Here is a 14,433-nt window from a genome sequence, read left to right on the forward strand (position 1 = left end):
GCCGGCGATGTCGTTGGTCTTCGAGGCCACTTCGCGCACCATCTGGGCGCCCATGTTCTCGAACTTGTCGGCGAGCTCGATCTCCTTGGCGACGGTGACGCCGTCCTTGGTGATGCGCGGCGCGCCGAACGACTTGTCGATGACGACGTTACGGCCCTTCGGGCCGAGCGTCACCTTGACGGCGTTGGCGAGAATGTCGACACCGCGCAGCATGCGCTCGCGGGCGTCGGCGCTAAAGCGGACTTCCTTGGCTGCCATTTTCTATTCCTCTCGAATGTCGTGATTGTTTTCAGTGATGCCGAGCGAAGCTCAGGCGGCCTTCTTCATCGAGGCAGAGCCTTCGATGATGCCCATGATGTCGGATTCCTTCATGATCAGGAGATCCTGGCCATCGATCTTGATCTCGGTGCCCGACCACTTGCCGAACAGGACGCGGTCACCCTTCTTGACGTCGAGCGCAACCAGGTTGCCCTTCTCGTCGCGGGCGCCCGGACCGACGGCGACGATCTCGCCTTCCATCGGCTTTTCCTTGGCGGTGTCGGGAATGATGATCCCGCCCTTGGTCTTGCCTTCTTCCTCGACGCGCTTGACCACGACCCGGTCGTGAAGCGGACGGAACTTCATGGTTCTTCCTCCAGTGAGCAATTGACCCTGCGCGGCCTGGTGGCCGCGGTGAATTAAGGTGCTGTCAGCACTCACGGACAGTGAGTGCCAATGGCGCACGGGATTTAGGGTTGTCGGGTGCCTGAGTCAAGACACGCCACAAAAGGTTCCCAAACCAGGTTCGCACTGGCAGCAATCACCCAGGATTGCTGCTAAGTCCTTGATCTGGAACGATTTTTGCTGATTTCGTTGCGGGTGCGTGACTATTCTTCAGGGCGCACCAAGTCAAGGAGGGCTTAAATGGATCGCAGTTTTGTTGCGCAGCTCAACGATTACCGCATCACGACCGCCGAAATCCTCTACTGGATGCCCGATCACAAGCACGTCCTGCAGAGCTTCCTCTGGCAGAACCTCGATCTGGCCCCCCGTTTCCCCGCCCTCACCAAGTTCCTCGATTTCTGGGACCGCAACCTCGACGGCAGGCTCCACAAGGTGACCGTCGCCAACACGCAGCTGATCAAGCCGGCCGAATTCACGTTTGCATCAGGTCTTTATCAGCTTCATTGACGTGGCCGCATGCTGGGGACGCGTCACTGGAGTGACGCGCCCCCAGCGGCGGCGTATTCGGCGGCGGTGCGCTCGACCAGCTCGGCGACCGACGGCACGTCGGCCACGCCCGAGACGGAGTGGCCGGCACTCCAGATATCCTTCCATCGCTTGGCGTCGGGTCGGTCACGCTCGGCGGCGTTGATGTCCTTGGCGATGTCGATGCTGCCGCGGACCGGCAGATTGTCGGGATCGAGGCCGGCCGCGGCGATCGACGGCCGCAGCATGTTGGTCTCAAGCCCCGTGAAGGCGCGCGTCAGCAGAACGTCGTCGAGGCGGCTCGACACCAGCATCTGCTTGTAGGCGTCCTTGGCCAGGCTCTCGCGCGTGGCGATGAACCTGGTGCCCATATAGGCGAGGTCGCAGCCCAGGACCTCGGCGGCCGCAACGGCATGACCGTCCGCCATGCCCCCCGCCATCACGACGATCCCGTCCCAGAAGGCCCGCACCGCCCGCACAAAGGCGAAGGGATTGGCCCAGCCGGTCTGGCCGCCCGCACCGGCGGTCAGCAGCACCAGCCCGTCGACGCCGGCCGCCACCGCCTTCTCGGCATGGCGCACCGACGCCACGTCGGCCAGCACGAGGCAGCCCGCATCCTTGAGCGGCTTCATCACCGGCTCGGGTGAGCCGACCGAGGTGATGACGATCTCGGCCTTGTGCCGCAGCACGGCCGCGAGATCGTCGGGCACGCGCGGGTTGGAGCGGTGCACGATCAGATTGGGACACCAGGGCGCGGGCGCATGGCCCTCGGCATCGGCGGCGCGCTTCGCATCGTCTTCCATGCCCGCCAGCCAGACATCCAGTTCCTCGACCGTGCGGCAGTTGGCGGTCGGGAACGAGCCGACGACACCCGCGCGACACGCGGCCGTCACGAGGGCGGGACCGGAGACGAGGAACATCGGCGCCGCGATCAGCGGCAGGCGAAGGCGATCACGAAGGGAAGCAGGCAAGGACATGGCGCGAGCTTAGCCCAGCACAGGACGCTGGGAAGCGCCCTCGAAACACCGCGGTCGGACCGTCCCGCAGAGCGGGACGGTCCGGATATCGCGAAGATCAGGCGGCGGCCGCGAGACCTTCCTGCTCCAGCACGCGCTTCACGGCCGGACGGGCCTTCATGCGCTCGTAGTGGGCGGCGACGTTCTTGGGCAGCGGCATCTTCATGCGGCCGGCTGCCCAGAAGGAAACGTAGAACAGCGCGGCGTCGGCCACCGAGAACTTGCCGGCAAGGTACTCCTTGCCTTCGAGCGCCTTGTCCATCAGCGCCAGGCCCTTCTCCATAATCTCCTTGCCGCGTGCCTTGACCTTGTCGTGATCGGCTTCGCTCGGCGCGTAGTTGCCCGGGCGGAACATGCGGCTGAAGCCCTGCATGTGCATGGTCGAAACCGCATAATCCATCGCCTCCAGCGCGCGTGCCTCGCCGTCTGCATCGGTCGGCAGCAGGCCGGCCTCGGGGTTCTTGCGGGCCAGCCACACGGCGATCGCCGGGAACTCTGTCAGCACGTCGCCGCCGTCTCGCACCAGGGTCGGCACCTTCGACTTCGGATTGAGCGCCACGAACTCCGGCCCGTACTGTTCCTGCTTGGCGCCGTCGACCTTGTGCAGATCGTAGGGTTTGCCGATTTCCTCGAGCAGCACATGGATGCCAATCGAGCAGGCGCCGGGCATGTAATAGAGCTTCATGATTCTCTCCCTAAAGTAGATGTCTGGTGGGGACTTCCCACGCTAGCATCGGGACAATATGGGGGGAAATGACAATGGCAAGTAACGGGGCAAGCAACGGACTGCGCGCGCTCGTCGGCACCCAGCCCACGAAGATCGGCACCTTCCTGTTCGAGTTCGCAACGCCGGGAATCGGCCAGATCCTGAAAGCGGCGGGCGCGGAATTCGCCGTGCTCGACATGGAGCATACCGGTTTCGGCTTCGATACCGTGCGCCAGGTCGTGCGCTACATGCAGGCTGCAAACCTGCCGCTGGTCGTGCGGGTGCCCTCACAATCGCGTCATCACATCTCGCGCGCGCTCGATACCGGCGCCGACGGCGTGATGGTGCCGATCGTCTCATCGGTCGAACAGGCCAGGGCGGTGCTCGACGCCGCCAAGTACTGGCCCGACGGCACCAGAGGCGTGGCCCTGGGCTTGGCCCACGAGCGCTTCGCCATGCGCTCCGAGCCATTGCTGCCGCGCTTCGCCGAACAGAACGCGCGCACCGCCATCATCCTGCAGGTCGAGGATCCGCGCGGCGCCGCCGCGGCCGACGAAATCGCAGCTATGCCGGGCGTCGACATGCTGTGGCTCGGCCACAATGACATGACCGTGGCCATGGGCGAGCCCGGCGCCTTCGACCATCCCGACTTTCTCACTGCGGAGAAGGCGACCATCGCGGCAGCGAAGAAGCACGGCAAGTCCGCCGGCCGCCTCGCCGTCGATGCGAAGCAAGCCGCGCACTTCGTCAAACTCGGCTACGACTTCGTCTCGATCGCCGGCGACGTCTGGCTACTGCAGCAGGCCTTCGCCGCCGGCGTCGAAACGATCCGCAAGGCTTCGTCCTGAGTCGAACAGCCTCATTGGAGCGCGCCACTCCAGTGGCGCATCATGATCTTGAGCGCCACTGGAGTGGCGCGCTCCAATGAGACAGTTCGTTAGTTCCTGATCCTGACCGGCAGCGAGCGGATGCCGCGAATGAAGTTGGAGTAGAGGCGCACCGGCGGTCCCACGACCTCGATCTCGAGATCGCGCTTCAACAGCTCCTCCCACAGGATGCGGATCTGCATCTCGGCCAGCCGGTCGCCGACGCAACGATGGATACCGGCGCCGAAGGAAAGATGATGGCGCGCCTTAGGCCTGCCGACGCGGAAATGCTCGGGCTCGTCGATCGCCGTCTCGTCTCGATTGCCCGAGACGTACCACATCACCACTTTGTCGCCGGCGCGGATCTGCTTGCCGGCCAGCTCGCAATCCGTGCGCGCTGTGCGCCGCATGTGGATCACGGGCGTGGCCCAGCGGATCGTTTCCGACACCAGACTCGGCATCAGCGCGGAGTCGGCCTTCACCTTCTCGACCTCTTCCGGGTTGTCGAGCATCGCCATCAGGCCAGCGCTCATCGAGTTGCGCGTCGTGTCGTTGCCGCCGACGATCAGCAACGCGAAGTTCCCGATGAACTCGCGCGCCGGCATGTTCCTCGTCGCGTCGCTGTGCGCCATCATCGAGATCAGGTCGAAGGTGGGCGACCGCGCAGCGCGCTCCTGCCAGAGCGCCGCCATGGTCTCGGCCATGTGCTTCAGCTCGGCCATGCGCTCTTCATTGCTCTTAACGATCGCGTCTTCTGCCTCGATGTTGCAGATCGCCACGTCGGACCAGTGCGTCAGCTTGCGGCGGTCGGCCTGGGGAAAGTCGAACAGGGTCGCCAGCATCATGGCGGTGAGTTCGGTCGAGACCCGGTCGGCCCAATCGAAGGTCTCGCCACGGGGCAAGCCATCGAGCACCTGGGCGGTGCGCTGGCGAATCAGCCCTTCCATGTTGGCGAGATTGGATGGCGCCACGATCGGCGCCACGGTCCTGCGCTGGGCGGTGTGGCGCGGCGGGTCCATGCGGATGAAGTTGGGCAGCTCCTCGCCCTGCGGCTGGTCGGTGATCTGGATGCCGCCCAGCTCCGAGGACGAGGAATAGGTTGCCGGGTCGAGTTCGACCTTCATGATGTCCGGGTAGCGCGTGACCGACCAATAGGGGCCGAACGGGCTGTCGGGATGGTAATGAACCGGATCCTCGCGCCTCAGCCGGGCGAAATGCGGCCCCCAGCTGTCCTCACGGTAGAGAAGCGGCTGGCTGACATCGGCATGTTCTTCGACATGTATTTGCATGGGAAGCCTCCCTATCCCCAAGGCCGCCCGGAGGGTCCGCCCAAGTCAAGCGCTTTCGTCGCAACGGTGCCATATTTGGCTCGTTGACAGCGCGGGACGCTGAGAGCAAACCCTCGCCGCGCCGCCGTAAGAGGCGGCGTTTTTGATCATGGCACCAGCCGAAGCAAGCCAATCCTCGTTCCCCGAAGCCGCCACGAGCAGCCCGCACGCGCCCCATCCGGCCGGTGCCGCGCTCGTGCTCGGTGCGCTGGGCGTTGTGTTCGGCGATATCGGCACCAGCCCGCTCTACGCCCTGCGGGAGACCTTCCTGCATGGCAGCGGCCTGGCGCCGACGCGCGAACATGTGTTCGGCGTCCTCTCCATGCTGTTCTGGGCGGTCACCCTCACGGTCACGATCAAGTACGTTGCGCTCATCATGCGCGCCGACAACAAGGGCGAGGGCGGCGTGCTGGCGCTTGCCACCCTGGCGTCCCGAGGGCTGAACGGAAGGGCACCGAAGGTCCGGATCGGCATCGTCATCCTGGCCGTCATCGGCCTCGCCCTCTTCTATGGGGACGCGATGATCACGCCGGCGATCTCCGTGATGAGCGCCGTCGAGGGTCTCTCGGCGGTAACCCCGGCCTTCACGCCGTTCGTCGTCCCCCTCGCCCTCGTGATCCTGGTCGGCCTTTTCATGCTGCAGGCCCGGGGTACGGCCGATGTGGGCCGTCTGTTCGGCCCGGTCATGTTCGTCTGGTTCCTGGTCCTGGCCGTGCTCGGGGCGTGGCAGATCGCGAAGAACCCGGTGGTGCTGGAGGCGATCAACCCGATCCATGCCTACTACCTGATCGCGGACCAGGGGTTCGGCATCTTCTGGGCTTTCGGCTCGATCGTGCTGGCCGTCACGGGTGCAGAGGCGCTCTATGCCGACATGGGCCATTTCGGCCGTAAGCCGATCCGCATTGGCTGGTTCGGCATCGTCATGCCGGGTCTGCTGCTCAACTATTTCGGCCAGGGCGCGCTGATCATCGAGAATCCGGCCATAATCCATCAGGTCTTCTTCGAGCTGGTGCCGGCCGACTACATCATCTTCCTCGTGATCCTCTCGGCATTCGCCACCGTGATCGCCTCGCAGGCCGTGATCACGGGCGTCTTTTCGCTGACCCGGCAGGCCATCCAGCTCGGCTACCTGCCGCGCATGGAGATCCACCACACGTCGGAAACGGCGATCGGCCAGATCTACATCCCGAGGGTGAACTGGCTGTTGATGTCCTGCATCATCGCCCTCGTGGTGGGCTTCGGATCGTCCGGCGCGCTGGCCGGCGCCTATGGTCTCGCGGTGACTGGCGCGATGCTGGTCGACGCGGCGCTCGCCATGGCCGTCGCCATCCTGGTCTGGCGTTGGGCCTGGCCGCTGGCAGCGGCGGTATTCGGTTTCCTCGCCATCCCCGACCTCGCCTTCTTCATCGCCAACGCGCTCAAGATTCCGGACGGCGGCTGGCTGCCGCTGATCGTGGCGTTCCTGATCTATTTCACGATCACCACCTGGCGGCGCGGCCGCAAGATCGTGGCAACCGAGCTGAGCGAGGGCTCGCTGCCGCTCAAGCAGTTCCTGGAGCGCATGGAGCGCGCGCCGGACCGCGTTGCAGGCACCGCCGTCTTCCTGACCGCCGATGCCAGCCGCACGCCCGCCGCATTCCTGCACAACCTCAAGCACAACAAGGTCCTGCACGAGCGCATCATCATCCTGCAGGTCGACACGATGGACGTGCCGGTCGTTTCCGAGGCCAACCGGGTCGAGGTCGAGCGGCTGGGCAAGGGCTTCCATACGGTGATCGCCCACTACGGCTTCACCGAGCAGCCCGACATTCCCGAGGCGCTGCGGGCTTGCCGTCCGCACGGCATCGCCTACGACGAGATGGAGACCTCGTTCTTCCTCGGCCGCGAGACCCTGGTGCCGTCGCAGCACTCCAGGCTCGGCCGCTGGCGCCGCGACTGGTTCATCTCGCTCTCGCATTCGGCTTCGGCGACCAAGACCTTCTTCCGTATCCCGCCCAACCGCGCTATCGAACTCGGCAACCAGATCCAGATCTGAGGCCGCCCGCCATGCCGCGTTCTCCGCTCCTGCTGCTGCCGGGCCTGCTCAACACGCGCCGCGTATTCGACCCGCAGGTCGAGGCCCTGGCGGACGTCGCCGATTTCACCATTCCCGAGCTGTGGCACCACGACACGATGGCGGCCATGGCCGAGGCCGTTCTCGCCTCGGCGCCGCCGACTTTCGCCCTGTGCGGCTTCTCGATGGGCGGCTACGTCGCCTTCGAGATCTTCCGCCGCGCGCCCGAGCGGGTCGAGCGCATCGCCCTGATAGACACGCAGGCCGGGCCCGATTCGGCGGAGACGGCGGCGCGCCGGCGCGGCTTCATCGAGCAGACCCGCATCGGCCGCTTCCACGGCATTCACCCGACCCTGCTGCCGCAACTGGTCCATCCGTCGCGTGTGGGCGACGAAAGCATCACCCGGCCGCTCCTCGACATGGCGAGCGAGATCGGCGGCGACGGGTTCGTGCGCCAGCAGCAGGCGATCCTGGGCCGCGCCGACAGCCGCCCCCTGCTGGTCGAGATCGACAGGCCGGCGGTGGTGATCGTCGGACGCCACGATCTCGTCACGCCGCTGCCTCGCGCGCAGCAGATGGCCGCTGACATTGCCAATGCCCGGCTCGTGGTGGTCGAGGACAGCGGGCACATGACGCCGCTGGAGAAACCGGCCGAGGTCTCGGCCGCCCTGAGGAGATGGCTGACGCAATGAACACGATCTACGCCCGCGAGGACGATCTTGGCGCCGACGAATATATCGACGTGGTGGCCAAGTCGGGTCTGAACCGCCCCATCGCCGACCGCCCGCGCATCGAGCAGATGTTGAAGCACGCGAACCTGATTCTGACGGCGCGCCAGGACGGCCGGCTGGTCGGCTTCGCCCGCTCGCTCACCGATTTCTGCTTCTGCTGCTATCTCTCCGACCTCGCCGTCGACAAGGCCTGCCAGGGCCAGGGAATCGGCCGCCGCCTGATCGAGGAGACGCGCGCCGCCGCCGGCGGGGCCAACACCACCACCCTGCTGCTCTCGGCGCCGACGGCCATGTCCTTCTACGAGGGCATCGAGATGCCCAAGGCCGACAACTGTTTCCTGTATCGTCGGCAGGCTTGACCGACATCAAGGGGCGAAACGCCGAATCGTTCTAGTTCTCCACGCAACAACAGATGCGTGGAGTACGGAATGCCCCAGTCGCGCCGGCGCCGGCTGATCCTGATCGCGCTGCTCGCGGTGGCGCTGGCTGCCGGCGGCGGCGCCTACCGCTACTGGCCGCGGGCCCAACCGACCTTCCTCACCCTGTACGGCAATGTCGATGTCCGGCAGGTGGATCTCGCCTTCAATGCCAGCGGCCGCCTGCAGGAGCTGCGCAAGGAGGAAGGCGATGCCGTGAAGACCGGCGAGACGGTAGCGATCATGGAATCAGACACCTATCGCGACGCCGTGGCCCTCGCCCGCGCCCGGCTCGCGGCGCAGCGTGCGGTGGTGGACCGTCTGGAGACCGGCAGCCGTCCCGAGGAGATCGCCCGCGACCGTGCCCAGGTCGAGGCCAACAAGGCTGCTGTCGTCGACGCGGAACTTCTGCTCAAGCGACGCACGGAGCTGCTGGCCGGCGGCAACGTCTCGCGCCAGCTCTACGACGAAGCCAAGAACGGCTACGATTCGGCGCGCGCGCGCCTCGACATTTCGCAGCAGGTGTCGCGGCTGACCGAGATCGGCCCGCGCCGGGAGGACATCGAGCAGGCCAAGGCCCTGCTGCGGTCCGAGGAATCGGTCGTCTCGCTGGCGGAGCGGCGGCTGGCCGATACCGTGCTGAAGGCGCCGGCCGACGGAATCGTGCTCAGCCGCATCGTCGAGCCGGGCGCGATGGTCAGCCCCGCAAACCCGATCTTCACCGTGTCGCTCACCGACAAGATCTGGGTCCGCACCTACGTCTCCGAACCCGACCTCGGCCGCATCCGGCCCGGGATGGCGGTGACGGTCTTCACCGATACCGACCCGACCCATCCCTACGAAGGCTGGATCGGCTTCATCTCGCCCACGGCCGAATTCACGCCGAAGACCGTCGAGACCACCGAGCTGCGCACCCAGCTCGTCTATCGCCTGCGCGTGTTCATCAAGAATCCCGACGATCGCCTGCGTCAGGGCATGCCGGTCACGGTCCGCGTGCCGCTCGGCGCCGGCTAGGCCGGCCATGCCTGCGACGGTCACCCTCGCCGGGCTCGGCAAGACTTTCGGCCCGACGGCCGCCCTGACGGACGTGACGGCCACGGTCGAGGCTGGCCAGATCACCGGTCTCGTCGGCCCAGATGGGGCCGGGAAGACGACGCTGCTGCGTCTCATAGCCGGCCTGCTCATGCCGGATGCCGGAACGCTGCAGGTCCTGGGTCATGAAGCCACCGACCGGGACGCGGTTCGGGGCGACATCGGCTACATGCCGCAGCGCTTCGGTCTCTATGAGGACCTGACGGTCCAGGAAAACCTCGAGCTGCAGGCGGATCTGCACGATCTGGACGGGGCCGCCCGCGGCGAGCGCTTCGCGACACTGCTGCAGTTCACCGGCCTTGCACCCTTCACCGGCCGGCTCGCGGGACAGCTCTCCGGCGGCATGAAACAGAAGCTCGGGCTCGCCTGTGCCCTGCTGCCGCGGCCAAAACTGCTGCTGCTCGACGAACCGAGCGCCGGCGTCGATCCAGCGTCCCGGCGCGAACTGTGGCGCATCGTGCGGACGATGGCGGGAACCGGCATCGCAATCGTCTGGAGCACCGCCTATCTCGACGAAGCCGAACGGTGCGACAGTTTTCTCCTGCTCGATCGCGGCCACCTCCTCGCCTCCGGCAGTCCCTCCGACTTCACGCGCCGGCTGGAGGGGCGAACCTTCCTGGTCGAGCTGCCGGAGCGGCAGCGCCATCGCATCCAGCGTACCGCGGCCGCATTGCCGTCCGTCGCCGACGCCACCATCCAGGGCCGCAGCCTGCGGCTCGTCCTGAAGGAAGGAGGCGTCCTCCCCGACCTTGACGATCTGGTGGGCAGCGATGCGACGGCCCGTCCGACGCGGCCACGCTTCGAGGATGCATTCGTCAGTCTCCTCCAGGCCGACCGACCGCCCGTCGCAGCGCCCCCGCCTCAGGAGGCCATCACCCGCTCAACCGACGGCATGGCGATCGAGGCTCGCGACCTTACGCGCGACTTCGGAAGGTTCCGGGCGGTCGACCGGGTGAGCTTCACGGTGAGGCCCGGCGAGATCTTCGGGTTGCTCGGTCCCAACGGCGCGGGCAAGTCCACGACCTTCCGCATGCTCTGTGGCCTGCTGGTGCCGAGCGCCGGTTCGGCGCACGTGGCCGGCGTCGATCTTGGTCGGGCCCGCGCGACGGCGCGCGAACGCATCGGCTACATGTCCCAGAAATTCTCGCTCTACGGCAACCTGTCCGTCCGGGACAATCTCGACTTCTTCAGCGGCGTTTACGGACTCGCCGGCCGTCGTCGGTCGAGTCGCATCGCCTGGACGATGGAGAGTTTCGACCTCGGGGCCGTCGCGAACCTGGAGGCGGGGACCCTGCCGCTCGGCTTCAAGCAGCGCCTGGCGCTGGGATGCGCACTCCTGCACGAGCCGCAGGTCCTGTTCCTCGACGAACCCACGTCGGGTGTGGATCCGCTGATGCGGCGGGAATTCTGGTCGCGCATCGGCGGGCTGGCGGAGGGCGGTGTCACGGTGCTGGTGACGTCGCACTTCATGGAGGAAGCCGAGTATTGCGACCGGCTGGGCATCGTCTATGCCGGCAAGATGATCGCCTCCGGCAGCCCGGACGCGCTGAAGCAGCGATTCGTGACGGCGGAGCTGCCCGAGCCGACGCTCGAAGACGCGTTCGTGGGCCTCATCCGCGAGCATGATGCGGGACAGCGGGGCGTGGCGGCCGCATGACATCGGCCCGCACCTCTTTCCGCCGCTTCGGCGGGCTGCTGCACAAGGAGTTCGTCCAGATCGTGCGCGACCCCTCGTCGATCGCGATTGCCCTCGTGATGCCCGTGGTCCTGCTCCTGCTGATCGGCTTCGGCATCTCGCTCGACGCCCGCAACGTGCGCTTTGGAATCGTCGACGAGAATCGCAGCGTCGAATCGGCGGGCCTGTTCCAGGCCTTCGCCAACACGCCCTACTTCCGTCCCTTCTCCTTCCTCACGTCGCGAGCGGCCGAAGCGGCCCTGATGCGCGGCGACATCGCGGGCTTCGTGGTGCTGCGCAGCGACTTCTCCCGGCGTGTGGCCGATCCGATCCGCGCCGCCGACATCGCCATCGTGGTCAACGGCGTCGACGCCAACAATGCCCGGATCGTCACCGGCTACGCCCAGGGCGTCGTGGCGACGTGGCTGCTGGGCCACCGACGGGACCGTGCCCAGCCAGCGCTTTCGCCCGTCACGATCGAGAACCGCTACTGGTTCAATCCCGAAATCCGCAGCACCAACTTCATCGTGCCCGGCCTCATCGCCATGGTCATGACCATGATCGGCGCCCTGTTGACGGCACTGGTGGTCGCGCGCGAATGGGAGCGCGGTACGATGGAGGCCATGCTTGCCTCGCCCGCCAGCATGACCGAGATCCTGCTCGGCAAGCTGGTCGCCTATTTCGTGCTGGGGCTGGGCGGCCTCGGGGTCTCGGTGTTCCTGGGGCTGGTCGTGTTCGAAGTGCCCTTCCGGGGCTCTGCCGAAGTCCTCCTTGCCGTCTCCTCGGTGTTCCTCATCGTGTCCCTGGCGATGGGGTTGCTGATATCGACCGTCGCCCGCAGCCAGTTCGTCGCGGCGCAGCTCGCCTTCCTCGTCACCTTCATGCCGGCGCTGATCCTGTCGGGCCTCATGTTCGATATCGAAAGCATGCCGCGCTGGGTGCAGGCCGTGACGACGGTCTTTCCCGCCCGCTACTTCGTGTCGAGCCTGCAGACCCTGTTCCTCGCGGGCACGGTCTGGCCCGTCCTGCTGCCCAATCTCGCCATGCTGGTGGGCTTCGCCATCCTGTTCCTCGCGCTGGCCATCGCCCGCACCCGCCGCAGCCTGGAGTAACCCCCATGTGGCGACGCATCGCGGCGCTGATCCTCAAGGAATTCAAGATGCTGTGGAAGGACCGCAAGAGCCGCATGGTTCTGGTGGTCCCGCCACTGGTGCAGCTCGTCCTGTTCGCCAGCGCCGCAACCTTCGAAGTAACGGATGCGGCACTCGGCCTCTGGATCGAGGACCGGGCGCTTCCGGCGCAGGAACTCGTCAGCCGCTTCGAGGCTTCGCCCGCCTTCCATGTCGTCGCGCGTTTCGACAATCCGCAGGCCGTCCGGGAAGCGCTCGACTCGCAGAGGGTGAAGGCGGTGCTGCATGTCGGCCAGACCTTCTCGGCGGACGTCGCGGCCGGCCGGCCGGCCCGCGTCCAGCTCCTGCTCGACGGCCGCAAGTCCAATGCCGCCCTCATCCTGCAGAGCTATGCGCTGGGCATCGTCGAAAGCTACAATCTCGTCCGGGCGGGCCAGGCCGCCGCCGAGCTGAACATTCAGTCCCGCGCCTGGTTCAATCCCAACTTCGACAGCCGCTGGTTCATCCTGCCGGGCATGACGGTGCTGCTCACCATCGTGGCAACGCTGCTGATCACGGCCCTTTCGGTCGCCCGCGAACGCGAACTCGGCACGTTCGAGCAGCTTCTCGTCACGCCGTTGCGGCCCATGGAGATCCTGGTGGGAAAGACCGTGCCGGCGCTCTGCATCGGCTTCGTCGAGGCGAATCTGATCGCCGCGCTGACCTGCTTCGCCTATGGCGTGCCGTTCGTCGGCAGCGTCGTCCTGTTCAACGTCGCGATCTCGATCTTCGTGCTGTCCGCGGTGGGCATCGGACTGGTCATCTCATCGGTGGCCAAGACCCAGCAGCAGGCGATCCTCGGCGTGTTCCTGTTCCTGTCGCCGGCCATGGTCCTGTCCGGCTTCGCGACGCCGATCGCCAACATGCCCGACTGGGCCCAGGCCCTCACCCACCTCAACCCGATCCGCTACATGGTGAACCTGAGCCGCGGCATCTTCCTGCAGGATCTCACCTGGGAACTCGCCTGGCCCCACCTCTGGCCGATGGCGCTGATCGGCTGCGTCACGCTGGGCTATGCGACCTGGCTCTTCTCGCGCCGGCTCGAATAGCCGGCGCCCGATCAGCCGCCCCTCTGCGCCTGGATCGCCCTCTGCAGCTCGCGGTCGAAGCCCCTGAGCGATTGAGTGAAGGGCCCTGCCATCGTGCCCTGCAGTTCGAGCTGGACCTGGATCTGCGAGCCCGTGCGCAGCTGCTGCAACAGCTCGGCCGACTTGCCTTCGTCGAACTGGCAGATGCCCTGGCCGCAGATGCTTGTCGAGATGAAGGGGTTGGAATCGACCTGGATGCTGGCCCGTACGCCCTGGCCGTCGCCAACCACCGAAATCTTCTTGTAGGCCGCCGAGTAGCGCATCACGAGGAACTGGCCGAGCAGGCTGTTGCCGTCGATCGTCGCCTGGGCGCCGCAATCCCGGCCGCCGTCGGAGGAGCAGTACATGACCCACTTGTCGGGCGGCTGGTCCTGCCCGGAGGCCGGTTGCGAAAGGGTCAATGCGGCGGCCGCGACGCCGGCGGCCACGAATACGGATCGCATCATCTTTCGCTCTGCTCCCGGGTTTGCCAACTTTCCAAGGGCCACCTATGTAGCCCTCCGCGCCTACGCTGACAAAGGAACCCTTCGCATGTCCGAGAACCTGAAACTCGTCGCCTTCTGCGGCAGCCTGCGCAAGGCCTCCTTCAACCGGCTATCGCTGCAGGCCTTCGTCGAGCGACTGCCGGCCGGCGCGACCTGCGACACGATCGAGATCGGCGACTGGCCGCTCTACGACGCCGACCTCCAGGCCAAGGGCTTCCCCGACAAGGTGCAGGCCGCGCAGAAGGCCATGCTCGAGGCCGACGGTATCGTGCTGGTCAGCCCGGAGTACAACTACGGCATCTCGGGCGTGCTGAAGAACGCCATCGACTGGCTCTCGCGCATGACCCCGCAGCCTTTCGCCGCCAAGCCGGTCGCCCTGTTCGGTGCCTCGATGGGCGTCCTCGGCACGGCGCGCGCCCAGTACCAGCTGCGCCAGACGCTGGTGTTCCTCGACGGCCGTCCGGTCAACAAGCCCGAGGTCATGATCGCCCAGGCGCAGAACAAGTTCGCCGACGGCAAGCTCACCGACGAGATGACGGGCAAGCTGCTCGGCGATCTCGGCGCCGCGCTGGCGCTCGCGTGCCGTCAAGCCAAGGCGGCCGCTTCCGTCAAATAGGCCG

At 66.4% G+C, this 14,433-nt stretch carries 16 protein-coding genes; 10 read left to right on the forward strand and 6 right to left on the reverse strand.

All coding sequences use genetic code 11. The features are described 5' to 3' along the window. A partial coding sequence (locus EPO41_RS21295) for a TCP-1/cpn60 chaperonin family protein (protein ID WP_296329367.1) occupies nt 1–258 on the reverse strand: 258 nt, incomplete at its 3' end. A 51-nt stretch (nt 259–309) separates the two neighbouring features. Next, entirely contained in the window at nt 310–624 is a 315-nt protein-coding gene (gene groES / locus EPO41_RS21300; protein WP_296329370.1) for a co-chaperone GroES, read from the reverse strand. Between the two features lie 279 nt (nt 625–903). Here groES and EPO41_RS21305 point away from each other — a divergent pair, with 279 nt between their 5' ends. Further along, nucleotides 904–1,170 (forward strand): hypothetical protein, encoded by a 267-nt coding sequence (locus EPO41_RS21305; protein ID WP_296329372.1) that lies wholly within the window; start codon nt 904–906, stop codon nt 1,168–1,170. 23 nt (nt 1,171–1,193) lie between these two features. On the opposite strand, the gene EPO41_RS21310 is transcribed toward EPO41_RS21305, so the two are convergent. Further along, nucleotides 1,194–2,165 (reverse strand): nitronate monooxygenase, encoded by a 972-nt coding sequence (locus tag EPO41_RS21310; RefSeq protein ID WP_296329375.1) that lies wholly within the window; start codon nt 2,163–2,165, stop codon nt 1,194–1,196. Nucleotides 2,166–2,262: 97 nt separating this feature from the next. Beyond that, a complete protein-coding gene (locus tag EPO41_RS21315; protein WP_296329378.1) occupies nt 2,263–2,889 on the reverse strand; it encodes a glutathione S-transferase C-terminal domain-containing protein in 627 nt (208 codons plus the stop codon). 74 nt (nt 2,890–2,963) lie between these two features. Here EPO41_RS21315 and EPO41_RS21320 point away from each other — a divergent pair, with 74 nt between their 5' ends. After that, nucleotides 2,964–3,758 (forward strand): aldolase/citrate lyase family protein, encoded by a 795-nt coding sequence (locus tag EPO41_RS21320; protein ID WP_296329381.1) that lies wholly within the window; start codon nt 2,964–2,966, stop codon nt 3,756–3,758. Between the two features lie 89 nt (nt 3,759–3,847). Here EPO41_RS21320 and EPO41_RS21325 read toward each other — a convergent pair whose 3' ends face one another. Then, a complete protein-coding gene (locus EPO41_RS21325; RefSeq protein ID WP_296329384.1) occupies nt 3,848–5,065 on the reverse strand; it encodes a cytochrome P450 in 1,218 nt (405 codons plus the stop codon). A 148-nt stretch (nt 5,066–5,213) separates the two neighbouring features. Here EPO41_RS21325 and EPO41_RS21330 point away from each other — a divergent pair, with 148 nt between their 5' ends. The 7 genes from EPO41_RS21330 (at nt 5,214) to EPO41_RS21360 (ending at nt 13,289) form a co-directional block, all read left to right on the forward strand. Then, nucleotides 5,214–7,139: a potassium transporter Kup gene (locus tag EPO41_RS21330; RefSeq protein WP_296329386.1), complete on the forward strand. Its 1,926-nt coding sequence runs from the start codon at nt 5,214–5,216 to the stop codon at nt 7,137–7,139. A gap of 11 nt (nt 7,140–7,150) precedes the next feature. After that, entirely contained in the window at nt 7,151–7,849 is a 699-nt protein-coding gene (locus tag EPO41_RS21335; RefSeq protein ID WP_296329389.1) for an alpha/beta hydrolase, read from the forward strand. Next, on the forward strand, nt 7,846–8,247 hold the full coding sequence (locus tag EPO41_RS21340; protein WP_296329392.1) for a GNAT family N-acetyltransferase: 402 nt from the start codon (nt 7,846–7,848) through the stop codon (nt 8,245–8,247). Before EPO41_RS21335 ends, EPO41_RS21340 begins: the two co-directional genes overlap by 4 nt. A 69-nt stretch (nt 8,248–8,316) precedes the next feature. Beyond that, nucleotides 8,317–9,318, forward strand: a complete 1,002-nt coding sequence (locus EPO41_RS21345) for an HlyD family efflux transporter periplasmic adaptor subunit (RefSeq protein ID WP_296329396.1) — start codon at nt 8,317–8,319, stop codon at nt 9,316–9,318. Nucleotides 9,319–9,325: 7 nt separating this feature from the next. Further along, a complete protein-coding gene (locus EPO41_RS21350) occupies nt 9,326–11,053 on the forward strand; it encodes an ATP-binding cassette domain-containing protein (RefSeq protein WP_296329399.1) in 1,728 nt (575 codons plus the stop codon). After that, nucleotides 11,050–12,183, forward strand: a complete 1,134-nt coding sequence (locus tag EPO41_RS21355) for an ABC transporter permease (protein ID WP_296329400.1) — start codon at nt 11,050–11,052, stop codon at nt 12,181–12,183. The genes EPO41_RS21350 and EPO41_RS21355 overlap by 4 nt, the downstream gene beginning before the upstream one ends. 5 nt (nt 12,184–12,188) lie before the next feature. Beyond that, the gene (locus EPO41_RS21360) at nt 12,189–13,289 is read left to right on the forward strand and encodes an ABC transporter permease (RefSeq protein ID WP_296329403.1); all 1,101 of its coding nucleotides are present in this window, start codon (nt 12,189–12,191) and stop codon (nt 13,287–13,289) included. A gap of 11 nt (nt 13,290–13,300) precedes the next feature. Here EPO41_RS21360 and EPO41_RS21365 read toward each other — a convergent pair whose 3' ends face one another. Next, nucleotides 13,301–13,774 (reverse strand): hypothetical protein, encoded by a 474-nt coding sequence (locus EPO41_RS21365; protein ID WP_296329406.1) that lies wholly within the window; start codon nt 13,772–13,774, stop codon nt 13,301–13,303. Between the two features lie 85 nt (nt 13,775–13,859). Between EPO41_RS21365 and EPO41_RS21370 the strand changes: the two genes are divergently transcribed. Further along, nucleotides 13,860–14,429: an NAD(P)H-dependent oxidoreductase gene (locus EPO41_RS21370; RefSeq protein WP_296329408.1), complete on the forward strand. Its 570-nt coding sequence runs from the start codon at nt 13,860–13,862 to the stop codon at nt 14,427–14,429. Nucleotides 14,430–14,433: the final 4 nt, after the last annotated feature.

Origin of the sequence: Reyranella sp. (assembly GCF_004297265.1) — a bacterium.
GTDB lineage: Bacteria > Pseudomonadota > Alphaproteobacteria > Reyranellales > Reyranellaceae > Reyranella.